Here is a 23,957-nt window from a genome sequence, read left to right as displayed (position 1 = left end):
GTGCACCACCAGATCCGCGCCCAGTCCCCTGGACGGTTCCCTGTGCGGCGGCACCGCCGGGCCCTACCCGTGCTCGGCGGCGCGCATTGCGGCCCGGACCCGGTCAGCACCGCGCGCGTACGTCTCCGACACGGCGTCAGCGCTCCAGCCGGGACAGGCCATCACCCCGCCACCACCGGTGCCCGCCGCAGACACAACAGGAGCGCCGGCCGTGACGCTGCGGCGGGCCCGCAGCACGGCGATCCGCTCCTTGAGCAGCAGCTCGGCGGCCCGCCGGCGGGCCGCCGCGGCCGCGGTGGCGGCCTCCCGCAGCGCGACCTCGCGGTTGGAGCGGAGGTGGATGCTGCGCATGGCCGCGGCATACGCGAGCTCGCCTTCCCGGACGGCCTGGTCCGTGCGCTGCAGGTGCTCGACCGCGTCGCGCGCCCAGCCGTCGGCGGCGGTCTGCGCGGTCAGCTTGGCCAGCACCGCCAGCGTCTCCGGTACCGCTCCCTTAGCCCGCGCGGCGGTCTGCTGCCGCTCGACCTCGCCTGTCACCTCGGCCTCGGCGTGCTCAACGATCGCGTCGACGCCGGCGGGGTCATCCAGCACGGCCCATGCGGCGGCCGCGGTCACGGCCGCGGTGTCGATGGCCTCCCGGCAGGCGCGCTGCTGCTCGCACACCGCACACCACCCGGCCGAAGCCGCACGCCCGCAGCCGGTGCACGGCTGCGCCTGCCGCGCGGCGTCGGCCGCCGCCGCAAGCTCTAGGCGCCGGGCTTCTTCCTGCTCGCGCAGCCGCCGTTCGGCGGCGGCCTGCTCGCGACGCGCCTGCTCCCCGGCGAGCTGCTCCTCGACGAACCGGCGCAACTGCTGCTCGAACGCCACCCACCACTCCCGCGGCGTCGCATCAGGCAGCGCAGCGGCCACCTCCTGGGCGATCCGGTGCCGGTCACCGCGCCGGTCCGTGACCTTCCGCTCGCAGAGCGGGCATCCCCGGCCGGTATCCATCCGCATCCCGTCGTCGCAGCGGATGTCGCTGCAGGTCGGCCGGCGCACCAGCCCGCGGCCCAGGAGCCAGCCGACCGGATCGTTCACCGGCTCCCGCTGCTCCCGCCACCGCCGCGCCAACCGCTCGGCGAGCAACTGCCCGCCCGCCGCCGGGTCGACCCTCTCACCGATCCCGGCCAGCAGCCGGAGCTCCCGCCGAGCCGCCGTGACCACCACCGCCCGGGCACCGCCGCGGTCCAGCCGCTCCCACAGGTACATCACCGGCCCGAACACCCAAGCAAGATCATCAGGCGGGCGGGGAACCCCCTCCCGTAGCCGGCGGTTTGCGACCTGGCCAGGGGCCGGCCGTGCCCCGGCGTCGCGGATGAGCTCTCCCCCGGAGCCGCCCGGCGGCAGCGGGTCCGCAGCCCTGGTCAGCCCCGTGATGGCCTCGTTCGGCTCTTCCCCGCGCAGCGGGCCACCTGCGCCGTCGACCACCTGCGGCGATGAACCGGACGGGGCGTCGGCGGGAAGCTGGTCCTCGCGTACACGCGCGCATCCCGGCAGATCACCGGGCCCGCACGCGGCTGCGCCGGACAACCACAGATCAGCCGCACTCTCAAGAATTTCTGGACCCACAGTGGAGTGGGTAGCGTGAAGGGCTGCAGATGCCCCACCCTCAGGAACCGCCTCGTCACCCCGGCTGACCTGGAGTTTCTCTGCCAGGGCCGGGTTTTGATCCCCCCCTGCAGTTGCCGCACCACCCTCGGCGGCCTCACGGGACCCTCCGACGCCGCGCGGGCCGGGGACCCGGCCCGCCGCCCGCGCCGCCTGCCGCATCCGCCGGTACGCACGGGCGACCGCCGGTACCACCAGGCGCTCCCGCATCCCGGGCTGCCGGGCGAGAACCTCGTACGCTTCCAGCCGCGCCAGCCTGCGCGCCCCGGCCGCGCTGTCCTGGCCCAGCAGCCGCGCGAGCGTCGCCGCCTCCCGGCCGTGCCGGTCCACTGCCCCCGGGCACATCGGCACCGACCCGTCCGGCCGGCCGTGCAGCACCGCCAGCAGCGCCGCCAGCCGGTCCCCCGCCGCGTCGTGACCGATCCGGCGGACAAGCAGCCCGCCCGGCCTGCTGCCCCAGCCCGGCGCGAACAACTCCTCACACACGCGCAGCAGCGCCGTCAGCTCCGGGCGCGTCAGCCGCAACGGGTCATCCACCGAGCCGTGACGGCGCGCCTCGACCAGCCGCTGAACCTCCCAGCGGATGCTCGTGGTCCGCCGCGAACCCGGGGGCACCTCGTCGACGCTGAACACCACCCCGCGCTGCAGCCACGGCCGTACGGTGTGCCGCACGGCGCTGTCCGAGATCCCCAGCCACCGGCCCAACTCCCGAGCCGTCACCAGGGCAGCGAGGTCCGCCGCGTTCGTCTTCGCCATCAGCACCACCGCTGCGGCCTGCACGCTTTCCGGCGCACCGTCCAGGGCCGGATCCGCCAGCAGCTCCCCCACCGCGACCCGCAACCTGGTCCGCATCCGGTCGGTCAGCAGCAGCGGGTCCATCCCCTCCCAGACCGCTCCCGCGTCCGCCACTGGAACCCCACGGCCGCGCGAGCCACCCCGGCGCGGCCCCGGCGTTCGCACCCCAGCGGCCACCGCCGCCGCCGCGCTCACTGGACCATCCCGATCGCACGGCCCTTCGCGGCCTGAGCACACGCAGGGCCGATCCCGCTGACCCCGGCCGGCGACAGCGGGATCGCGGGGACAGCGGTCCCCCCCGCTGCAAGAGCGCCACCCTCGCGGAACAGATGGGCACCACAGCCGAGGAAACCCGAAGGCGCGTGCACTCCCTGCACGCGAAGGGGCTGTTCCTCATCGCCGACGACGGCTCCCTGTGGCTGACCGTCCCACCCGGCACCTCCGTCTCCGCCCCCCGCGGCGAATGGACCTTCGTGGAACAGAAAGCGGCCGCGCCGCCCGAGACCCCCACCTGACCCCCGCCCCCCGCATCCCAACCGCACCACTACCGCGGCGCGCTGGGCCCGCACACGATGCAGATGCCGCGAAGTGTGCGTGGCACGAGCAGGTACAGCGCCGCTAGCAGACGTGACGCAGAAACGGGATCGGCTTCTGTCCACCGAGGCCGGGACATCACCCGAACGTGTGACATCGGACACAGCCAACCGGCATACGAGCCGGTCGGCTGGCTGAAATTCCAATACGCGGGACCGCCAGAACTGGCGCCCCACCGCGGAGGCATGCAAAATAGACCTCGTTGTCTCGGGGGGCTCCCCAGACAGCACGAAGCCCCCTAGTGGCGCTTCGCTCGCGGGAAACGAACGAATGATCGAAACCGTCCGCCGGCGGGTAACCGGCGAGCGGCCTTCGGAGGATGTGGCGTCCTCCTGTGGCAGATGGGCACTTAGCCCAGGTGACCGCTAATCACCTGGTAGCTGAGTAGCCCGGGGCGGCGGACCGCCGCCCCCCAGACCTATCTCATCCGACCCCCTCAACGCCGAGGTGCGGGCCGGGCGTCGGCAACGCGAAACACCCCACCGAACCGGCCAGCGATCGCATGCAGCGCTGCTGGCCCCACGGCGGGGTGTTGTGCGTCTGTCGGAGGGTGCAGGTACCCTTGAGCTTCAAGTCGATCACCTGTCTGTGTTTACAGGGTGGCTCGGCTGGCCTTCCGACCCGGGCCAACGGGTCTTGGGCCAATAAGCGGCTCCCCTCGGGGGGCCGCTTAAAATTTGGATCATTGCTGGGGTCACCCTACCTGGTAGGCGATTCTTGCGATGCAGGCGTGCCTTACGTGTCGTCAGGCGGCAACTGTGCATGGTCGTTGATCCCTGAGGTGGTCTTGAGCGCCCGAGGTGACGAGGCATCATGGAGGCCATGTCCGGCATCACCACGTCCTCCGGGAGCCCAGCGCTCAGCTACGCGACTCCTGCTCGACAGCGGGGCTACATCGCCGCCATGCAGAAGCTCGCAGCCAACCGCGAACCCGGCCTGCCGGTAAGGGTGTTCATCAGCGTCCCGCCCATGGTCAGCGGACGGCCGCACTGGCCGAAGCGCCTGAAATGGATCTCCAGTCAGATGCGTGGCGCCGAGATCCTCACCTACGAGAACTCCCTCGCCGGCACCGACGGCGACAGCTACGTCGCTGCCTGGAGGGAGCTGGCTCCGCACCTCGACGGCCTCGTCATCGTCGGCACGAAGCCCAAGCCGCACGGCTGCGTTCACCGGATCGGCCGCGTCGCCCGCCGCGAGGTCATCGACCTTGTTGGTGCGGGGAAACCCGTCCTGATTCATGACCTCACCTACCGTCTGGTGCCCGTCGTCGACTGCCTCCCTCAGCGGGTCGGCCCGCCCGAGAAGCCCGCGCTGAAAATGACCATCCCCCGTGGATGGGACCCCGCCGCGGACAACCCCACCCTGTGCGCCGCGCTCGAAGCACTGCGGCCCGTGACACCCGCCGAGTCTGCGAAGCTGCAGCCGAGCCACCTGCACCGCCCCTTCTGCCCGGCGTAGCCGGCGCCCGAGAGGCTCCGAATCCTGACGCACGCGATGCCGAGCAGCAGCCGCTGGCGCCGGGGACCTGAGGCAGCCGGAGCGCCTGGGCCGTCGTGGTGAGCCTTATGACCGCGCCCCTCCGAGCTTCGACGGCCGCGACACGGCAGGGGCGGTCGGAACGACGTGCTGCTCGTCGTAGTAGCGACGAAGTACTGCCGATGCGCCAGTGCCCTGGGCTGTTGCGATGCGCTGGAATCTCGCGCTGCGCAGATCCCCGGCCGTCAGAATGCGCGGATGCTGCCCGCCTGGGGGCAGTACCCGTCCGGGTCGGCCTTGAGGTCCCCGGCGGGTACGGTCGGCCCGGACCCTGAACCGCAAGCTCTGGAAGCCGGATCCCTGCTCATGCAGTCCCATTCACGGAGATCTAAAGGCGTCCGGGCCTTGGATCCCGGTGGCGCACCGGGTTGCGGGGCGCTGGGCTACCCATCCGGAGCCGTAGGCGCGTTCGTCATGCACGGTGCGGATGTGGGTGAAGCCCAGGGCGCGGTAGTAGGCGTGCAGGGCCGTGTTGGTGGTCCAGGCATCCAGGCGCAGCCAGTGGGCGCCAGCCTGTGCGGCAGTGTCGCCGCACCAGTCGATGATCCTACGGCCCAGGCCGCCGCCACCGCCTGGCTTCGTGAGGGTGAGCTTGTGGACGTACAGCGCCGGATCCTGGATCTCCTCCGGCGTCCACAAGACGGGGTCCGCGAGGGTGTCCAGGGTGACCGTGGCTACGGGGTCGCTGGTGTCGTTCTCGTGGAAGAGGAAGACGTCGCCAGACGCGATGCTCGCGCGCAGGAGGTCCTCCGGGTAAGGGGTGGACCACTGATCGCTCCCGCGAGTGGTGAGCCATGCGGCAGCATCGCGTCGGAACTGCTGGAGGCGTTCGAGGTCGTCCGGAGTGGCTCGGGTGACCTTCACTCTCCGCCCTCGCGGAGCGGCCGGCGGCGTTCGTACACCACGGTGTTGCGCGGGCCGGGCAGGGTCAGCATGGTCACCTGGACCGGCATGTCCTCGCGGTCGAAGCCGGTAGTGACGATCTCTATGGCGTTTACAGAGTTGCCGAGAGCGAGGCGGCGGTTCTCTTCAGCGTCCGTGAACCGCGGCCTTAGCTCGTCTACGGCGCGCAGGAGTTCGTGGCCCAGCTCGGCGAGCACCTTGTTGGTGCCGCGCTCGACGTTCCCGGGGCTCATCCAGTCGGTTCCGTCGACGATGCGCAGCGGCACGAAGCTGTCGTCGGTGAGGGCGGGTACGCCGTCGACGACGCTCGTCCGCCGGCGTACTCCGACGTGCTCGCCTGGCTTCAGGCTGAGCTTGGCGGCGATGCGGTCGTCTGCCGGCTGGGCGGTGACGGAGTCGATGCGGGACTTGCCGTCACGGGCTGCGGCCTCGACGAGGCGGGTAAGCAGGTCGGCGTCCGGACGGGTCTGGGCTTCGAATTCTTGCTGGGGCATGAAGATGACGGGCTCCCACTCGCGTACTAGCGCGCCGCGGGTGCCGGGACGGGTTTCCACCAGGCCCAGGGCGCGCAACTTCGCGATCACGTGGTTCATGGCCTGCCTGCTGAGGCCGTACTGCTCCCCCAGAGTGCCCGCTGGCGGCAGCCGGCCTGGCGAGGTGACATCACGGCGACGGAACTCACCCTCGCGAATCCGTGTGGCGAGGTCGCTGGCAGCCTCTTCGACCGTCCATCTGCGGTCCCCGCGTCGGGAGCTAGGCGGCTTCGTCATGCCAGCACCTTACAAGGTGACAAGTCAGGTTGACTCTGGTTGCGTCGCTGCGTTACACGCGCTCGGAGGGCGCTGCGCTGCCTTCGCAGGTCCGGCTGTCAACCCTTCCCGCAACCTGACATGTCAGCTATTGACTGAGTCACGCACGGCCACTACGGTCGTACCCGTGGCAACCTGACATGTCAGGTTGGTTAGCAAGTTCACAGCGGATGTCACCGCTTCGGCGGCGGCAAGGGGTTGAGCCCGCGCTCCCCCGGCCGAGGCACCCGTACCGAATAAGGAAGCACTCACCCGCACTTCGGAACAGCGTGCTGCGCTGTCTGTGCGCCAGGCCGCCGGGCGACCGGCCGGCCTGGCGGGCAGAGGGAAGCAGCACCTGCTCCACCCGCTCTGCCGCTGCCAGGAGGATCCGATGGCCCGTACTCGCCCCGGCCGGACTCGCACGAGGCGCACCAACCGTCGCGAGCCGCTGCTGCTCAGCAGCATGGACCCGCAGGACTTCAATATCCGTGTGGGCGAGGCGAAGTCGATCGTCTGCCCCGGCTGCCGGACGTGGCGCCGGCTGATGGGCAGAACCACGATCAAGATCCGCGATCACTGCGTCTCCGACCGGGTCCCCGAGGGCCAAAAGCACCAGCGCTGCGGCGGCGCCAACCAACTCGTCATCATCGACGTCGACGTCAAGCGGTGGCAGCGCACCGTCGACCGGCTGCTGCGCAACGGCGCGCAGCCCGACCAGCTCCGCGCCGCCCGGCAGTTCTACAAGCCGCTGCCGAAGCCCCCGCCCCCGGTGCACCGGGTGGTCCCGTCGGCCGCGGTCATCGTGGAGACGGTACGCCGGGCGTACGTTGACCACCGCGAACAGTGCCCCGAGTGCAGCGACCACGCGACCTGCCCCCGCGGCCAGCGCCTGGCGGTGACCGTCGCCCAGGAGCGACACCGTGAACCGCTTCGCCAACTGGCCCGGACCATCGACGAAGAGCAGCGGCACCGCCGTGAACGCCGCCGGCGTCAGCGCCGCGCTGAGAACGAATGGGCCCCTGTCGAGGCAGCGGTGAAGCGGGCCGACTCTCAACGTCTACGCGGCTTACGCGGTGCCGTTCCCGGAATCAACGGCCCCAGCCTGCCCCTGCTGCCGCGTCCGTCGACGAGCGGCAGCCCAGAGTTCGCCACCCGCCGCCCGATCGAAGTAACTACGAGGGGGAACATGATGGACCGGCAGCAGATCATCGACGGAGCGATCGAGGCCCTGGAGAAGGGCGAGGCGACAACGCCGGACGGGCAGGACCCCCACGCCCACGCAGAGATGCTGCGCACCGCGTACGCGCGTGGCGGCCTCGGCGGATACGCCGCCTTCAAGGCCGCACAGCGGATCCTGGCCATGTAGCACGCCATCGACCTACGACGAACGCGCTGACCCGCGCCCCGCACGAACGTCCACGGCCCCGTCCAACCACCCGCGGTTGGACGGGGCCGTGGCTGCTCGTACGAGCCGACGACGGCCCACCGCCTGAGCAGGGGAGGCCTACGCGGACCCCCCCGCCACCCCTACGGAGAAGGGCAGATCACATGCCTACCACCATTTCCTCTGCACCATCTGTCCCTGACCGGCCATTGCCGGATCGCCTGGACGGGATCCGCCGCCGAGCCGATGACGCCACTCCCGGCTCATGGCTGGTCGCGGATGGCTCCGACGGGGCACCGATCGTCTACGTCGAGACCGACTCCGGCCCCCGGGCCCTGTTCCGCAGCGCTGAGACCGAGGCTGACGCGCAGTTCGTCAGCACGGCCCGTGAGCGCATGCCGCAACTGATCAACGAGGTGGAGCGCCTCCGCGCCGAGATCACCTCGCTGCGTGCTCAGATCGCTCAGGAGGATCGTGAGCAGGACGCCCTCATCAACGAGCGTGACCGCCTGCACGAAGTGGCGGACAACCTGGCCTACGCGATCGCCCCGGTCGAGGTGATCGGCGAGCACTCCAGCGGCAACGACCCGTGGCAGAACGCCCTCGACTACATCGCCACCCGCAGAGCCGTTGAGGCGCACGCCGCGCAGGCGGGTGAGGGGCGGAAACCGACGCCGTGCAGCCCGGACGGCTGCCTGTACGAGCCGTGTTACCGGCACGAAGGCGAGGCCGCACACGCCAAGGGCGATCACGCCCTGTGCGGCGACGACTGCCCCGCGCAGACGGGCGGTGCCTAGCTCTTCGCGACACCCGATCGCCGGCCGGGCTGCCCCGCCGGGGACGCACCAGCACTTCGCATCGCGCTGCCCAGTCGCCCGCCGCCCGGCCTTCGCGTCGGTCGGTGGGCGGTGGAGAGCGCGGTGGACACCCGCTCGAACAACCGCGACAGCCCCGGCGACTTGGAACCCCCCGGGGCTGTCCAGGACCTGACTGGAGGACCTGTGCAACACATCATGACACGCCCCGCCCCGACCGGAACCAGCACCAGACTCACCCCCGACACCGCATTCCACCGGCTGGTGGCCGCCCTGGTGGCCGACGGCGACCACCGCGCCGAGCAGGCCGGCCGGCGGGCGCGGCGCACGCTCGCGGAACAGATGCCCGGCCTCGTGCGTCAGCCGGTCCTGTACATGACCCGCCCGCTGACCTTCCACAGCGAGCCCCCAGCGACTCCGCGCACCACCGACGAGGTCGCCGAGGTGATCACGTGAGTGCGTGTGGGCACCCGCCCCGCCTCGTGACGTACAACTGCGTCGGCGCGGATGGCAAGCCGTACAGGAAGGTGGTGCACGAGCCGTGCACATGCGGCGGCAACCAGAAGTAGCAGCCACCTGACGGCCTGGACCGCCCATCATCAGGCGGTCCAGGCCGTCAAAGGCGCGCCTCCCCCTGCCCAGTTCGACGTCTCCCGCTGGCCCGCGGTGTCGCCGCGCGCCCAGCCTCCCCTCTTCCCCCTTCCCCCTGGTCTTTATGGCCGGGTGGAGCCCGCGGGTCCCCGGCCCGGGCCGTCCACGTCGCCCGCCGCGCCCAGCCCCTGCGCGGCGGGCGGTGGAGTCAGTCCGGATCCACCAGTCATCGACGGTTCCTGCGCCGCCCGTCGCCGCCGCCATCTACCGGGGCGGCGCCGGCGGGGAGCGTACGACGAACGACCGACGGCCCCGGGGCCTGCATCCCGGGGCCGTCTGGTGCTCCAGCCCAACCGGACAGATCAGGAAGGAAAACCGTGCTGTACATCATGACATCCCCCGCGCCGCCCGGTGGCCCGGGCGACAGCGACCCGGACATGGACGGAGCACTCCGCCGCGCCCGCGAGGGCCGACGGCGGTGAGCGCCGCAACGGCCTCCGGCACCGGGACCATGTACCCGCTCCCGGAGGACCTGACCACACCCGGGATCTACCTCCGATGGCGCCCGGGCGGGGTCACCGCCTGGATCACGACATCCCCGGACACGCTGCGTGCGGTGCGCCGGCTGACCGCTTCGGTACTCGCCGTCCGCGGCGTCGGCCGCGACGCCGTCGACGCTGCCGAGCTGGTCGTCTCCGAGCTGGTCGGCAACGCCGTGCGCGCCCTCGGCGCCCACGTGCCGCTGGTGGTGGAGGCGTACCTCGCCGACGGCGTCATCACGGTGGCCGTGCACGACCCCGCCCCCGACCTGCTGCCGCAGCGCAGCACCACGGAGCCGGACAGCGACCAGGCCGAATCCGGGCGGGGCCTGCCCCTGCTGGACCTGATCGCTCCCGGCTGGACCGTGGAGCGGTCGCCGCTCAGCAAGGTCATCTGCTGCCGCCTCGCGACCTGACATGCACACCGCCGGGGCGGACACGGAGGAAGGTCAGCCCGCCCACCCGGGCCGGGATCACCTCGACGTCCGCTCCCGGCCAACCCCTCTACTTCAACGACGTACGGAGGACTCATGAATTGGCGTCATCAGGCCGTGTGCTGCCTGTTGACCGAACTAAGTACGTAGTTTTCCCAGGTCAGTGACCAGATGACGGTCTCTGCGTTAGCCCGTTCGTGAACTCATCTGAAGTGCTCCGCAGGGACCTGACGAACCTGACCGTGCCCCAGATCGGCCGCCTGCAGAAGACAGGCAAGGCAGAGGAGCCGTACAGGCTGCTCGACCCTGCAGACGTCGTCGTTGAGCCGGTGGCAGAGTGGTTCGCCGAACTGCAGGCGTGCTCCAAGCCGCCGGCCACGATCCGGTCGTATGGCATGGACCTGCTGCGGTGGCACAGGTTCTTGTGGACGCTCGAGATTCCGTGGGACAAGGCGACCCGCGCCGAAGCCCGGGACTTCGCCCGATGGCTCCAACTCGCGGACAAGCCAGTGCGGTTGCACTGGCGCTACCAGAAGTACGGGCTGCCGCCCGGTGGGCTCCCGAAGCAGAGCCGACCAGATCGCGGCACGCCGAACCCGCTGACAGGCAAGGCGGGTCCGGGCGAGAAGTACGCGCCGACGACCAGGGCCCACAGCGAGACGGCCATCCGGCTGTTCTACGACTTCCACTGCGAAGAGGGCACCGGGCCACTGCTCAACCCATTCCCGCTCGACCGGTCCCGCCGCTCCCGCCGAGCTCAGGCGGCGGCACGACCGAACGCCCACCACAACCCGATGGAGGTCTTCCTCGACGAACGAACGGGCCGCTACCGCCCGACCGTGCCCAAGCGGATCCCGAAGCGGATCCCCGACGACCTGTTCAACGCCCTGTTCGCCGCACTCAACCACAACCGGGACCGGGCCCTGCTGGCCTTCTGGGTCTCCACCGGAGTCCGGGCCGATGAACTCCTCGGCAGCCAGACCAAGGACGCACTCCCGGGCCAGCAACTGATCGGGGTGACCCGCAAGGGCACCCGCGAATACCAACAAGTCCCCGCCTCCACCGACGCGTTCGTCTGGCTCCGCCTGGCCCAGGAACAGGCCTGGCGAGGCGGGGTCCCCCGGGGCCGCAACCAGACGCTGTGGTGGACGCTGAGGGAACCCTGGCGCCCGTTGACCTACGACGCGGCCCGCATGATGTTCAACCGGGCCAACGATCTCCTCGGAACGAACTGGACCCTGCACGACCTGCGGCACACCGCCGCCTACCGCATGGCCCGCGACCCCGAACTCTCGCTCACGGACGTCCAGTGGGTCCTCAATCATGCACATCTGTCCACCACGGAGATCTACCTGGCGGCCAGCCAGGACGAGATCGTCGAGCAGTTGCTCGCCCACCACGCCCGCCAGGCCGCCGGAAAGCTCCCAGCGCCTCGGCCGCCAGCTCCCGGTTACAACACGGCGAGCCTGGACGTCCTGTTCGGCCGGTCATGACGAGCACGGCACTGCTGGCCAAAGTGCCAGTTCAAGGCCCTGTTCTCGCGTTTCACGGCTCGCACTACAAGGCCCTGCAGAAGGCTTACCCGCCGCGGCCCGTCCCGGAGACCTGGCCGGAGACCGCGGTCGACAGCGACACCGTTCTCGACGTACTGAACGAGATGTTCAAGAACGCCAGCAAGAACACGCGCTACACACGCTGGCGCGGAGCCCGCAACGTGATGCGATGGCTCGAGCGCTTCGATGGCGAGACCTGGCAACAGCGCTGGCGCAACAGCCCGTTGGACAAGCACCTCGCCCTCGACCTTCCGGATCTCGGACCCTGGGTCCGCGAGCACGCGGACCCCATCCCCGACGGCGTCCTGCGATCGGGCATCCTCGGGATGGCCTGCGCTGACGTGATCCGGCCCGACCCCAGCTGGCTGCTGACCCGCCGGTCACGGCACATGCGTCAGATCGTGGCCGAGTGCCGCGACCCGGACGGCTTCGCCGCCCTGGAGGCCAAGGCCGCCCCGGGTGTCTGGGACGCCAAGCTCGGCCTGCAGGCCCGGAACCACATCTCGACGATCATCCTGGCCAAGGGAGGCAAAGTCGCCGACATCACGGTCGGCGACTGCCTCGAGCTGCGGGGAATCGAGCACGAGACCATGGCCACGGGAAGCGGCCGATCGCTGTTCTACCTCTGGCTCAAGGAGCTGGAAGTCTTTCCCCCGGAAGCGCCGGCCACCCTCCGTGACTTCAAGCGGCGGGCCGGGCAGGTCAGCGTCGAAGAGCTCGTGGACCGCTACCAGCTGCAGTGCCGCCCGGTCCGCGACCTGATCGTCGACTACCTCACCGAGCGCCAACCCGCCCTGGACTACACGTCGTTGGAAGGGCTGTCGCGCAACCTCGCCCAGCTGTTCTGGGCCGACCTTGAACGCCACCACCCAGGGATCGACTCCCTGTGACTGCCGAAGAAGGTCGCGACCGCATGGAAGGAACGCATTCGCACCAAGACCCGCCGCAAGCGGCAACCGGACGGCAGCTACATCGAGATCACCACCGAACGGCAGAGCGCCATCGCGGTGCTGAACATCGTCCGGGCCTTCTACCTCGACATCTCCCAGTGGGCCGTCGAGGAGCCGGGCCGCTGGGGGCCCTGGGTGGCGCCAAGCCCGGTCAAGGAAGCCGAGCTGAACTACAAGAAGCACGCCCGACGCCAGAAGGCGAAGTCGGACCAGCGCACCCGGGAACGCCTGCCCGTCCTGCCCTCCCTCGTCGAGGCCGCGGACCGGCAGCTCAAGGAAGCCCGCACTAGGAACGAGGCCGCCCTCGCGGTCACCCCAGGCGCCGCCTTCTCGGTCTTAGGCAAGAACTACACCCGCATCCGGCACCCCCGCTGGGCAGACGGAATCGCCGCCAACACCGTCTATGACGAGGACGGGCGACGATGCACTTTCGGCTATGCCGAGAACCGGGCCTTCTGGGCCTGGGCGACGGTCGAGTTCCTCCGCCACACCGGCGTCCGCATCGAGGAGATGCTCGAGGTCAGCCACCACAGCATCACCCAGTACACGCTCCCCACCACCGGGGAGATCGTCCCGCTCCTGCAGATCGCACCCTCGAAGACCGACCAGGAGCGACTCCTGCTGGTCAGCCCCGAACTCGCCGACGTGCTCGGCGCCATCATCTGCCGAGTCCGCGACGCCTCCGGGACCGTCCCGCTTGTCCGCTCCTACGACACCGGCGAGAAGGTCTGGAACCCGCCCATGCCGCTGCTGTTCCAGTGGCGCACGGGCGGCCAGAACAGACCGATCTCCGAGACCACGATCCGCCGGGCCCTCAACGAGACCCTCGACTTCGCCGGCCTGACCAACAACAGCGGTCAGCCGCTCGACTACCAGCCGCACGACTTCCGAAGGATCTTCATCACCGACGCCATCATGAACGGCCTACCACCCCACATCGCGCAGGTCATCGCCGGGCACGACGACATCTCAACCACCATGCGCTACAAGGCGATCTACCCCATGGAAGCCATTGAGGCCCACCGCGCCTTCATCGCGCGGCGACGGTCGACCCGTCCCAGCGAGGAGTACCGCAGGCCAACCGACGCCGAGTGGGACGAGTTCCTGGGCCACTTCGAGCTCCGCAAGGTCTCGATTGGCACCTGCGGACGAGCCTACGGAACCTCATGCATTCACGAGCACGCCTGCATCCGCTGTCCGATGCTCCGCCCGGACCCGCGCGAGCGGCGGCGCCTCGTCGAGATCAGGGACAACCTCGTCGATCGCATCGCCGAGGCCCAACGAGAAGGCTGGCTCGGCGACGTCAAGGGCCACGGGACCACCCTTGAGGGGGCCAAGGACAAACTCGCTCAGATGGACGCGCAAACGGCAAGAACCAGACAGTCGATCTACCTAGGAATGCCCTCGTTCGGCGAGATCGCCGCACGAGCCTGAACCCGTGGCTTCGTCAATCGGACGGCGTGACCGGGGACCGCATGCCGAGCCACTGCTCGGCGTCCCAGGCGTGGTATCGCTCTACCTCGGTGAACCCCAGCTTTGCCGCGAGGCGCATCGAGGCGACGTTTGCGGTCTGGGTGGCGAGCACTACCGGCTCGCCGGGAAGCTCGCCACCGAGCCAGTCGAGTGCCGCCGCGCATGCTTCGAAGGCATACCCGAATCCCCATGCCCGCGGCAGGAACAGGTAACCGAGATCGGGCTTCCCCGCAGCAGCCGGGCGATGCTGATCCGGTGCTCTCCTGAGCAGGATCTGGCCGATCATCGACCCGTCGAGATCGACGACGAAAATGCCGGGCCGCCGCCCAGGCACCTCAGGCACCTCGCGCTCGAGTTCGTCACGCGGCCGGGGGCCGCCGAGGTAGGTGTGAACCTCCGCCGAAGCGTGCAACTCGATGAACGCCGCACGGTCCCGGGCCTCGGACTCACGGAGCACGAGCCTCTCGGTCCTGATCGGGGCAGGTGGCCAGGCGACGTGTCCGAGCTCAGTCATGCCAGCTAGCCAATCAGCAGGCACGGCAGCGATCAAGACTCGCAGACCGATCAAGCCACCGGCCCAGGCCCCACCTCGCCAACGGGCCGGGCCTTATCAACCACGGCTCCGCCAGCGCGCTGGCGGAGCCGCTTCCATGAGAGGAGCTTCCGTGACCAGCACTCTTTCCATGCTTGGAGAGCTCGGAGCGTGCGCGACTTCTAAGTTCGGAGAACGTGAGGAAGACCCCGAACTGTTCTTCCCGACGGGCACCGGCGCGCTGGCCACGCTGCAGGAGGCGGAAGCCAAGGACGTCTGCCGCCGCTGCCCCGTGATCGAGCAGTGCCTGCAGTGGGCGCTGGAGTCCGGGCAGGAGGCCGGCGTCTGGGGCGGCATGACCGAGCAGGAGCGCCGCAGCATCAAGCGCCGCGCCGCCCGCCAGGCCGCGAAGGCCATGACGGGGACGGGGGCCGGGGCATGAAGTTCCGCCGCGAGCTGCCCGCCGACTGGACCCCTGCCGACTTCGACTCCTTCGAGGTCCTGGCCGCCATCGGCCGCCGACACCCCGCGCGCCGCGTCTCCCGGGCCCACACACCGCGCGGCCAGCGCACGGTGCGCCGCACGGTCGCGGCCGCGCTGCGCGCCACCCGGCCGCGGGCCGGGCTGCACTGGCCGGCCCGCACCGCGCCGCCGAGCGAGCCCGACACCGGGGCGATGACCCCGGCCGCCGTCGCCTGGCTGCGCCAGCACCTCAAGACGGACAACAGCACGCTGCCCGCCCGTCCCTGACCACCTGCTCACGCAGACGGCCCTCCGAGTCCTCGGCATCAGAGCTGCCGGGGCCTCGGAGGGCCTGGTCATGACCCTACCGACCCGCGGCGACCTCTTGCACGAGGCGCCGGAAAGAGAGGACATCCCCGTGGCCAACACCACCACCCGGCGCAGGCGGAATGCCGCCCCGCCGGTGAAACACCAAGGGGCCGGGCGCGCCAAGGCGACCAAGCCGCCGTCCGCCATTCCCGCCCAGGCCGCCGCTCCCGAAGAGACCGCCGTGCCGCTGGTGCACCCGGAGGCCGACCCGGTCCTGGCCGATGCCGCCGACCGCGCTGCCAACCTCCGGGACCTGGCCGCCGACGACGCGACCCATATCGTCGCCGACGGCCAGGAGCGCGCCGCCGAACTGTTGGACGGCGCCCGCGCGGAGGCCGCCTCGTTCACCGAGGCGGTCAACGCTGAGCGGGCGCAGATCATCGCTGACGCGATGAAGGAAGCCGACCGAGTCCGCGAGGAGGCCGCGACCACCGCAGCCGCCGACGCCGATCAGGTCCTGGCCGACGCCGACGCGAAGGCCAAGCAGTTGCTCGCCGACGCACGGGCGGAGGCCGACCTGGTCCTGGCCGACGCCCGCCGCCAGGCGGAGGAAGTCACCACCGCGGCGGCCGCGCGGTCCGACGAGGTCCAGGCGGAGGCCGCGCAGGCCGCCGCCAAGGTCCTCGCCGACGCGGAGGCCGCGCGCACCGAGCTGCTCGCGGCGGCGGAGCGCACCGCGGCGGAGACCCGCACCCAGGCCACCACCGACGCCGAAGCTCTCCTGGAGCGGGCGCGTGACGAGGCCGACCGGCTGCGCGAGAGCGCGGCCGGCCAGGCCGCGCAGGTGCGGGCCGGGGCGGAGAAGCTGGCCGCCGGCCTCCGCCAGGACGCCGACCGCGCCCTGGACGATGCCCGCACCTCTGCTGAGGAGCTGCGGGCCGCCACGGACAAGGACGTCGCCCGGCTGCGGGAGCAGGCGGAGAAGGACGCGACGTCGGCCCGGGAGGCGGCGGCCAAAGCCACGGCCGATCAGGCCGCCGCCGCGCAGGACCGAGCCGAGGCGGCCCGGGTCCTCCAGGCGGCGACGGAGCGCACCGTGCAGCGGGCGAGGCGCCGGGAGATCCGGACCGAGTCCCGCGCCGCGCGGCGCAAGGCCCGCAACGACGCCCGGCCCGCCGGCGGTGTCCCGTCGCTGTCCGGGCAGGAGCTGGTCCTGGTCGCCGGGATCGTCCTGGCGGCCGCGGTCGTCTCCACCCTCGGTCTGCTCTCCTCCTACACCGCGCTGGAGACCAAGGCCACGGGGTGGGGTTGGGAGTGGCCGTGGCTGCTGCCGGTCGGCATCGACGTCGCCATCCCGGCCTTCACCGGCGCCAACCTGGTCCTGATCCGCATGGGCATGGAGCTCCGGTGGATCCGCTGGGTGCCCCGGGCGCTGACGGCGGTGACCGTGTACCTCAACTGGAACGCCTCGGACAGCATGGCGGGGCGTCTCGGTCACGCCGCCCTCACGCTGCTGTGGGTCGTCTTCTCGGAGATCGCCTCCCACGTGTACGCCACGCGGATCGGCGCGGTCACCGGCAAGAAGCGGATGGAGACGGTGCGCCGCTCGCGCTGGATCCTCGCCCCGATCCCCACCGCCCGCCTGCGCCGCCGGATGATCCTGTGGGAGATCACCTCGTACGAGAAGGCGCTCACCCGCCTCCAGGAGCAGACGTACCTGCGAGCGCAGCTCAAGGAGGAGTACGGCTGGCGGTGGCGGTGGAAGGCTCCGCTGGACCAGCGGATGGCGCTCAAGCTCGACACGGCGCCCGCCGCGCTCGCCGACACGCTCACCCCCGAGGACGCTCACACCGTCGAACGGATGGAGGAGACCGAGCGCGCTCACCCCGACATGAGCGCGCTCACCCCGGGAGGGGTTCGCCGCGAGCGTGAGCGCCCGGCGCTCACCTCCGGCGCTCACGAGAGTGAGCGCGCCACGGAGGGGACGGACGCTCAGCGAGCGGAGGGCGCGCTCACGCGCAGCGAGAGCGACGCGCTCACCGAGCGCCGCCACGCTCGTATCCGTCTGCTCTACACCGAGCTCGGGCGCCGCCCGCAGTGGACGGAGATCCGCGACGCGCTCACCAACGCGGGCCTGTCCGATGAGCCGGTCTCCCGCCCGACCGCGCAGCGTCTGCGCGCTCAGGTCGAAGAGGCCACCCCGGGCGCGTAGGTGAGCGCCCGGTGAGCGCGACGCGCTCACCCCCCCCCGGCCCTCCTGCCGCTCATGGTCGCCCCTGGCCCGCGCCCCACGCTCCCGAGCGTGAGCGCGGGCCGGTGACGGCCACGGACGGCAGGCCGCTCGCCCGCACCCAGCCCCGAGCGGGGACAGCGGGCCAGGCGCGAACCGAGTACCGCCCCACCCGCGCAACGCCTCGGGGACACGGACTCTCTCCCCTTCCCAACCCCCGAGACCTGGAGGTCTTTTCGCATGACCGAGACCAGCACATCGTCTCCGGCACGTCCGAAGGCGGTGGCCCCTGAACGGCTTCAGCAGGGCCCTTCGCCTTCCCCCCGCCTGGCGCCGCCGGAGGTCATCCCGCCGGCGCTGGCGATCTGGGCGCCGGACCCTCCGACCTGGGGCCAGCGACTGATCCCGAAGATGGTCCGGGCCGGAATGGCTGACCTGGGCCTTTGGGTGGAGCCGCGGCCCTTGAAGCCCTCGTTCCACCTGGTCCAGGTCATCCAGGTCCTGGAGCGCTACGGCTGGTGCCAGTCCTTTGACTTCAGCCCCACGGGAAAGATGTGCATTCGCGGTGCCCAGACGTTTCTGGAATCCACCGGACACGTCTCACCTATCGGCCGCGGCAAGGCCGTCAATTACCTTCAGTCCGCCCTTCATCAGCAGGATGTCGACATGACTTTCTGGGCCTGGAATGACCTTTCTCATAACACCTTCGAAGGCGTACGGGCTATGATCTCCCACGCCTCTGATATCGCACGGAAGAACGGAGAATAAAATGACTCCCGAAGAGGAGGCAGCGTTCCGGCATATTTCCCAGGGGATCAACCAGGGGATGGCCTTCGGGGACGTCGATCCGTACGAGGACGTCAACGCGTACGGAACCCCGGTCGTGAAGACCCAGAAGGCTGGCCTGACGCGCCGCGGAAAGGTCGCCATTGCGGCGGCGGGCGCCGCGATCGTGGGCGGCGGAACCATCTGGTGGAACGTCCACTCTGCCGGTGTGGAGGCCGACCGTAAGGAGGCCGCGGCCCTGGAGGTCCAGATGAAGAAGCTTGAGCTTGAGGAGTTGCGGATCCGGAACGAGGCGAAGGTGAAGGACGAGGAGGCCGACAAGGCTGCCGCCGCCGCCCGCCAGGCCAGCGTGGACCAGTGCGTGAAGGACTCTTCCGACCAGATCGGCGAAGGGCTCGGATCGCCCTCGAAGTCCGACGTGATCGCGGACTGCCAGCAGCAGTACGACGCGGGCGTGGACGGCTCCGACATGACCGCGGCCGGCTCCGCGAAGGACGACGGCGGAGGCGAGGGGATCAACTCCGCCGCTCTGCTGGGCCTTGTTGCCGGTGGGGGCCTGGTGATCGCGGTGGCCGCGAACAAGGGCAGGAAGGCCGCATAGTTACGCAGAGTGCTTACTTACTTCCTCCCGTTCTGGCGGAGAGTGCCGCAACCGGACCTCATGGTTCGCTCAACTGGCACTTTCCGCCGGGCGGTAAGGAGTAGGTAACTACGGAGAGTGAGGAATCTATGGCGACCGATACGGTGTCTCCTGCGGTCCCCGGGCCGCCGGATCCGCCCGCGACGCCGGCCGCCAGCGGTGGGCCGATGACGGGGACCGGGGCCGGGTCCACCCCCGGCTGGCTGGCCGCGATCGAGCCGGCCCGGCCCACCACAGGCCCCTCCGCCGCGCGGCCGGCTGGCGACGATCCGGTCGGCAAGACGGACGGCACTGTGGACGCGGACGGCGCCCTGGACCGGTCCGCGCCCGGGGCTTCCAGCGCCACGTACCGCACCGCCGACGACGTCGTCGGCAAGGGGTCCGACGGGGCCGGCATGAAGTATAAGCGGAGCGTGATCAAGGAGTTCGGTCTGGCCATGGCCCAGCGCTGGGCGAAGGGCGGCGGGACCGCGAACAAACGCCTGGAAATGAGGAAGGCCCAAGCGCAGGCGTACCAGGTGAAGGAGGCCCGGACCACGACGGTCATGAAGTCGGGCGGACTTCCTTCCAGGAACAACTCCACCGGCGGCGGAGGTGGCCGGAACTCCTCCGGTAATTCCCAGGGAAACGGCCGCACGAATTCCGCCGGGAACAATTCCGGGGGCGCTGGCCGTGGCGGTACCGGCGGCGGTCGCGGGGGATCCGGAAGCAACGGATCTCCCGAGGGCGGCGGAAAGCATCAGGGCAGCGGCGGTAAGGACAGCGGTTCCGGTAAAGGCGGAGGAAAGGGCGCGCCCGGCTCCTCCGGATCCAGCAGGGCCGGAGGCCAGAGCAGCATGGGCAAGAGCAGCGGGACCGGGAGCGGAGGCAAGAACTCCGGCTCCTCCGGCTCTTCCGGCTCCGGTAAGGGGCCAAAGAACAACGGAGTCGGCTCGTCCGGCGGGAGCGGGAAGGCCGGCGGATCCGGGAAGGACGGTGCGTCCGGCAAGCAGGGCGCGACCGGCAAGGACGGGGAGGCCGGCTCTTCCGGCTCGTCGGGCGGCGGCTCCGGGAGCGGAGGCGTCGGCGCAAAGAAGGCCGGCAAGGGGGGCAAGGCAGGCAAAGACGGTGGGGCTGGCTCGTCCGCCTCCGGGTCGGGCGCCGGCGGGAAGAGCCCGAAGGCCAGCCACGGCCAGGACGGAGTCGACCGCCGCACCCCGTTGGAGAAGTCCCGGGATATCGGCCACGGTGACGGAGGCGTGATCCGGAACGGTGTCGACCACGTCAAGGCGTACGCGAAGGGCGCCAAGGACGGATGGGACGACAAGAAGGCGGAGAACGCGAGGGAACACGTACGTCTGGACAAGGCCCGCGACGATCACCGCAAGCACCGGGCCGGGAAGGACGGCCAGCCGAAGCCGGAGTACAAGGCGAAGGCGACCCAGATCACCGCGACCCTGGGCGACGGCCGGACCGTCGTCATCACGACCGATGAGGGAGACGACGGAGTGAGCACCGACGTAAAGCCGCTGATGGTGAAGGAGATCGACGCCAACGCCCTGACCCTGGGCACCGATGGCGCCCGCCGGTCGGTCAGCCGGAAGGAACTGCGCACCTTCAAGCAGTACGAGCGGAAGCTGGAGGCCAAGGAGACCCACCTGATCAAAATCGCAGAGGCGTGCAAGCAACTGCAGCGGGCCGCGGAGAAGGAAGCCGAGGACTGCCAGAAGCTGATGGAGCAGGCCAGGAGCGTCAAGGGCGGGGAGAACGTCGCGCAGAAGCTGTCCAAGCTGGTCGACGCGGCGAAGAACCAGGCGACGGAGGCCGCCGAACTCCACAAGCAGGCGCAGCGCGCCGCGGAGATGTGCAAGGTCGTGCGGACCAACATCGCCACCCGGTACGCCCCGCTGTACAAGGCCGTCGTGGACTCCGACGAGACGAAGCCGGCCGAGTTGCGCTTCTACAACGACAAGGGCTCGTACGCGCCCGCCGCGTGACGACCGACAGGAGCTGATCATGGCGGAACTGACGTACAAGGCCCTCGTGGCGAAGGTCGGGGCGAAGGAGAAGGCTCTGGCCCGGAATGCGGAGTCCGTGAAGAAGGCCGCGGACAACATCACGGAGTTGGCGGACGACACCGGGAGCGATGCGGAGGCCCTGGCCGCGAAGTCGGTCGACCCGGACTCCCGCTCCGAATGCCAGGAGCTGGCGAAGGTCATCCGGGGCGTGTCGCAGGGCGCGATCCAGTACGCGGCGAGGGCTCAGGACACGTCGAAGGCGGCCGCCGCGGCCGGCGACCAGGCCCGCACCACCCACGCCGGCTTCCAGGAGGCCTTCGACCGCTCGAACGTGACCGACCTGGAGAACGTCAGCCGCGACTGGCTGGAGCAGGAGTAACCGAGCACCACCCCGCCCCGCGCGCGCCCGTACCGGGACCGACTTCCGGTGCGGGCGCCCTTTTCTGTGCACCGCCCAGGAGGAGTGCCCTCGATGTCTACGACCCTTCGGACCGTGCCGAACGCCCAGCCGGCGGAGCGCGCCGCGGCCATCGCCCAGGTAGTCCTCCCCCTCGGGGCCGGCCTCCTGGCCCCCGCGCTGGACCCGAACGCGGCGGCCGCGGCCGGCGCCGGCTTCCTGGCCGGCGCGACCTTCGCCGGCGCCAACTACATGAACCGCCTGGGCCGCTGGGCGAACGCGCTCCCCGGCATCGACATCGCCCGCGCGCACCGCGACACCATCGGGATCTCCACGATCACCACGGGAATGTCCCTGTCGCTCGGCCTGGCCGAAGGCACAGAGGGCGTCGCCATGCTGATGGGCGGCGTCCTCGATCCCGTCTCCGTGCCCGGGATCCTCTCGCTGGGCTGGTGGGCCGCAGTCGGCCTGATCGGGTACCGGCTCCGCCGCGTCTTCGGCAAACACCAGGTGGTGGCCGTCCAGCAGCAGGCGCCGACCACGGGAGGGAACACCGGGGCGCCGGCCCCGCTCACACCGGCGGAGAAGATCATGGCCGCTTGGGAGCGGACGATCTCCGACCCCGACAAGGGCCAGCACCGCCACCAGATCCTCACCGACGTCACGGTGTACATGACGTACTGGACCGGGCGGATCATCGCCCCGGCCGGCGCCTCCGTGAACGTCACGAAGGAAGCCGTCTCCAGCGTGTACCGCGTGAACCCCGCCTGGATCACCATCCGGCACGGCGACCACGCCGGTGAAGCGCTGATCACCGTCTCCTACGTCCAGCCCACGGAGCTGGACCCCAACACCCTCCAGGGCGCCTGGGAGCGCGTGAAAATGCGCGTCCTTCCCAAGACTCACCTGGCCAGGGTGGAGCACGACCCCAACACCAAGGGCCAGTCCGCCCTTGTGGAGGCCGATGACGACCTGGACGCGCTCCCGCGCACCGTGGACCTGGGCGCGCTGGCCGGCGCGCTCCGCCGCTCCATCGACCTCGTCTCCTACGAGCCCAAGCGCAACCCCCGCCAGGCGATCGTCCGCGTGATGGACTCCAACCCGCTGGAGGCCGGCCACCTCTTCGAGGGCCTGGAATCGCTGAAGGCGACCCCGGGCGGCTGGGTCAACGTCGGGAAGATCGTCTCCGGCTACCCCGCGCGCCTCCAGCTCTTCGACCCGAAGCTGGGCGCCCTCCACATCGTCGTGGCGGGGACCACCGGCTCCGGCAAGGGCGGCGGCCTCCAGATCATCTCGCTGGCCTACCACGCCAACGGCATGGCGCAGATCTACGCCGACCCCAAGGGAGCGTCCAACCCGGCGATCCCGCGCATGGCCGCGTACTCCGGCCTGGGCAACTACGACGCGCTGGGCGCCATGCGCCTGTCCTGGTGGGTCCTCCAGCACCGGGTCGAGGAGGCCGCGCGCCTGGAGCTGAAGAACTTCCAGCCCTCGAAGTCGCGGCCGTACTGCGCCACGATCCTGGACGAGGCCGCCCAGATGCTGGGCCCCGGGGCCGTCACCCGCAAGGAAGCCGTGAAGATGGTCAAGGACGGCGCCAGCCTGGGCCGCTCCCTGGGTCTCCCCTGGGTCCTGGCGAACCAGACCGTCAACCTGGACCAGATCGGCGGGGAGCAAGCGATCCGCGCCAACCTCCTGGCCGGCGGGAGCTGGGTCATCCTCCGCACCGACAGCGACCAGGTGAACCTGGGCGACCTCCCCGACGGCTTCGAGGGCCTGGACCCCTCCCTGATCCCCGCGGTGTGGGTCGACGAGGACGATTCGCTGATCTACGACCCGAGCGTGGAGGAAGGCGACCCCCGCCGCACCTTCGGCCTGGGCTACGTCGCGGCCCCCGGCGGGCGCGCCGGCATGATGCGCTTCGCCACCCTTGAGGACGCCACCCCGCACATCCGGCCCGACGAGATCGCGGCGCCCTTCGACGTCCCGTGGTGGGGCGACGAAGCCGAGATGGAGGAGCGCGCCAGGACCCCCATCCCCGGCTTCGAGGAGAAGGGCGAAGGCGACGAGGACGGCCCGGAGACGGGGGAGGCGGGGACCAGCTTCGCGGGCTTCGATCTCCCGAAGGCGAAGGAGCGCACCGCCGCGGAGAAGATCCTGCACGCGCTCCGCGACGAGTCTGACCCCCTGTACGTCGACGCCCTGACCGAGGGCGAAGAGGTCGACCCGCAGGACATCGACTACGTGGACCGCAGCCAGCTCCTGGCGGCCACCGGCCTGAAGGAGTCGACCTTCGCCAACAACCTGAAGTCCCTGGAGGCCACAGGGAAGATCCACCGGATCGCAGAGGGGAAGTCCTCGAAGGTGGCCCTTGGTCCGGCGCCAGCCGCCAGCGACGAACCGGCCGCGTAACCACCTTCACATAGCGGTGCACTTCTCCCGCTCGCCGTGAGCGAGCCACACGGCGCACGGCGCCCCGCCGACCCTTGGCGCGGCGGGGCGCGGGCATTCCGCCGCCACTTCGGCCTCCGTCGACTCAGCGCACCCAGCACAGGAACGACCCGTTCGCCGGGAAGTGGGCTGCGCGTCGAACGCAGCA

Annotated in this window: 21 protein-coding genes and 1 pseudogene; 17 read left to right on the top strand and 5 right to left on the bottom strand. The window is 70.6% G+C overall.

The genetic code is table 11. The features are described from left to right. Window positions 1-63: 63 nt before the first annotated feature. Window positions 64-2,556, bottom strand: a complete 2,493-nt coding sequence (locus tag FB457_RS34190) for a hypothetical protein (protein WP_145784568.1) — start codon at window positions 2,554-2,556, stop codon at window positions 64-66. A gap of 248 nt (window positions 2,557-2,804) precedes the next feature. Between FB457_RS34190 and FB457_RS34185 the strand changes: the two genes are divergently transcribed. Together FB457_RS34185 and FB457_RS34180 are read left to right on the top strand one after the other, a co-directional pair. Then, the gene (locus FB457_RS34185; protein ID WP_186462100.1) at window positions 2,805-2,957 is read left to right on the top strand and encodes a hypothetical protein; all 153 of its coding nucleotides are present in this window, start codon (window positions 2,805-2,807) and stop codon (window positions 2,955-2,957) included. Between the two features lie 901 nt (window positions 2,958-3,858). Next, entirely contained in the window at window positions 3,859-4,494 is a 636-nt protein-coding gene (locus FB457_RS34180; protein WP_145784564.1) for a hypothetical protein, read from the top strand. 105 nt (window positions 4,495-4,599) lie between these two features. Here the strand turns inward: FB457_RS34180 and FB457_RS36635 are convergent. From FB457_RS36635 to FB457_RS34165, 3 genes and pseudogenes are all read right to left on the bottom strand, one after another. After that, window positions 4,600-4,844: pseudogene (locus FB457_RS36635) on the bottom strand (pyridine nucleotide-disulfide oxidoreductase); the annotation flags it as partial. A 46-nt stretch (window positions 4,845-4,890) separates the two neighbouring features. After that, on the bottom strand, window positions 4,891-5,436 hold the full coding sequence (locus FB457_RS34170) for a GNAT family N-acetyltransferase (protein WP_145784562.1): 546 nt from the start codon (window positions 5,434-5,436) through the stop codon (window positions 4,891-4,893). Further along, window positions 5,433-6,068: a UTRA domain-containing protein gene (locus FB457_RS34165; RefSeq protein WP_486589257.1), complete on the bottom strand. Its 636-nt coding sequence runs from the start codon at window positions 6,066-6,068 to the stop codon at window positions 5,433-5,435. Before FB457_RS34165 ends, FB457_RS34170 begins: the two co-directional genes overlap by 4 nt. Before the next feature lie 589 nt (window positions 6,069-6,657). On the opposite strand from FB457_RS34165, the gene FB457_RS34160 reads away from it, so the two are divergent. From FB457_RS34160 to FB457_RS35765, 7 genes are all read left to right on the top strand, one after another. Beyond that, window positions 6,658-7,632, top strand: a complete 975-nt coding sequence (locus FB457_RS34160) for a hypothetical protein (protein WP_145784558.1) — start codon at window positions 6,658-6,660, stop codon at window positions 7,630-7,632. A 182-nt stretch (window positions 7,633-7,814) separates the two neighbouring features. Further along, on the top strand, window positions 7,815-8,447 hold the full coding sequence (locus tag FB457_RS34155; protein ID WP_145784556.1) for a hypothetical protein: 633 nt from the start codon (window positions 7,815-7,817) through the stop codon (window positions 8,445-8,447). 216 nt (window positions 8,448-8,663) lie between these two features. Then, window positions 8,664-8,921 (top strand): hypothetical protein, encoded by a 258-nt coding sequence (locus FB457_RS34150; protein ID WP_145784554.1) that lies wholly within the window; start codon window positions 8,664-8,666, stop codon window positions 8,919-8,921. 613 nt (window positions 8,922-9,534) lie between these two features. Further along, on the top strand, window positions 9,535-10,011 hold the full coding sequence (locus tag FB457_RS34145) for an ATP-binding protein (protein WP_486589256.1): 477 nt from the start codon (window positions 9,535-9,537) through the stop codon (window positions 10,009-10,011). 215 nt (window positions 10,012-10,226) lie between these two features. Then, window positions 10,227-11,522, top strand: coding sequence for a tyrosine-type recombinase/integrase (locus tag FB457_RS34140; protein ID WP_486589255.1), 1,296 nt, complete (start codon window positions 10,227-10,229; stop codon window positions 11,520-11,522). Next, window positions 11,519-12,472, top strand: coding sequence for a hypothetical protein (locus tag FB457_RS35770; protein WP_222439534.1), 954 nt, complete (start codon window positions 11,519-11,521; stop codon window positions 12,470-12,472). Before FB457_RS34140 ends, FB457_RS35770 begins: the two co-directional genes overlap by 4 nt. A 117-nt stretch (window positions 12,473-12,589) precedes the next feature. Then, the gene (locus FB457_RS35765; RefSeq protein WP_486589254.1) at window positions 12,590-13,966 is read left to right on the top strand and encodes a site-specific integrase; all 1,377 of its coding nucleotides are present in this window, start codon (window positions 12,590-12,592) and stop codon (window positions 13,964-13,966) included. Between the two features lie 13 nt (window positions 13,967-13,979). On the opposite strand, the gene FB457_RS34130 is transcribed toward FB457_RS35765, so the two are convergent. Further along, the gene (locus tag FB457_RS34130) at window positions 13,980-14,519 is read right to left on the bottom strand and encodes a GNAT family N-acetyltransferase (protein WP_145784553.1); all 540 of its coding nucleotides are present in this window, start codon (window positions 14,517-14,519) and stop codon (window positions 13,980-13,982) included. A 169-nt stretch (window positions 14,520-14,688) separates the two neighbouring features. Between FB457_RS34130 and FB457_RS34125 the strand changes: the two genes are divergently transcribed. The 8 genes from FB457_RS34125 (at window position 14,689) to FB457_RS34090 (ending at window position 23,770) form a co-directional block, all read left to right on the top strand. Beyond that, a complete protein-coding gene (locus FB457_RS34125) occupies window positions 14,689-14,979 on the top strand; it encodes a WhiB family transcriptional regulator (RefSeq protein ID WP_145784606.1) in 291 nt (96 codons plus the stop codon). Then, a complete protein-coding gene (locus FB457_RS34120; protein ID WP_145784551.1) occupies window positions 14,976-15,287 on the top strand; it encodes a hypothetical protein in 312 nt (103 codons plus the stop codon). Before FB457_RS34125 ends, FB457_RS34120 begins: the two co-directional genes overlap by 4 nt. A gap of 70 nt (window positions 15,288-15,357) precedes the next feature. After that, window positions 15,358-17,520, top strand: coding sequence for a DUF2637 domain-containing protein (locus FB457_RS34115; protein ID WP_145784549.1), 2,163 nt, complete (start codon window positions 15,358-15,360; stop codon window positions 17,518-17,520). Between the two features lie 258 nt (window positions 17,521-17,778). Beyond that, the gene (locus FB457_RS34110; RefSeq protein WP_486589253.1) at window positions 17,779-18,306 is read left to right on the top strand and encodes a DUF6197 family protein; all 528 of its coding nucleotides are present in this window, start codon (window positions 17,779-17,781) and stop codon (window positions 18,304-18,306) included. A gap of 1 nt (window position 18,307) precedes the next feature. Further along, window positions 18,308-18,925: a hypothetical protein gene (locus FB457_RS34105; protein WP_486589252.1), complete on the top strand. Its 618-nt coding sequence runs from the start codon at window positions 18,308-18,310 to the stop codon at window positions 18,923-18,925. A 128-nt stretch (window positions 18,926-19,053) separates the two neighbouring features. Next, the gene (locus FB457_RS36630; protein WP_486589251.1) at window positions 19,054-20,940 is read left to right on the top strand and encodes a hypothetical protein; all 1,887 of its coding nucleotides are present in this window, start codon (window positions 19,054-19,056) and stop codon (window positions 20,938-20,940) included. A gap of 19 nt (window positions 20,941-20,959) precedes the next feature. Beyond that, on the top strand, window positions 20,960-21,340 hold the full coding sequence (locus tag FB457_RS34095) for a hypothetical protein (RefSeq protein WP_145784547.1): 381 nt from the start codon (window positions 20,960-20,962) through the stop codon (window positions 21,338-21,340). Between the two features lie 93 nt (window positions 21,341-21,433). Then, window positions 21,434-23,770, top strand: coding sequence for a hypothetical protein (locus FB457_RS34090; RefSeq protein ID WP_145784545.1), 2,337 nt, complete (start codon window positions 21,434-21,436; stop codon window positions 23,768-23,770). Window positions 23,771-23,957 lie beyond the last annotated feature (187 nt).

The sequence above is a fragment of the Streptomyces sp. CNZ287 genome (genome assembly GCF_007827615.1).
The sequence above is the reverse complement of the archived record's forward strand: the minus strand, read 5'-3'. Positions and strand labels throughout refer to the sequence as shown.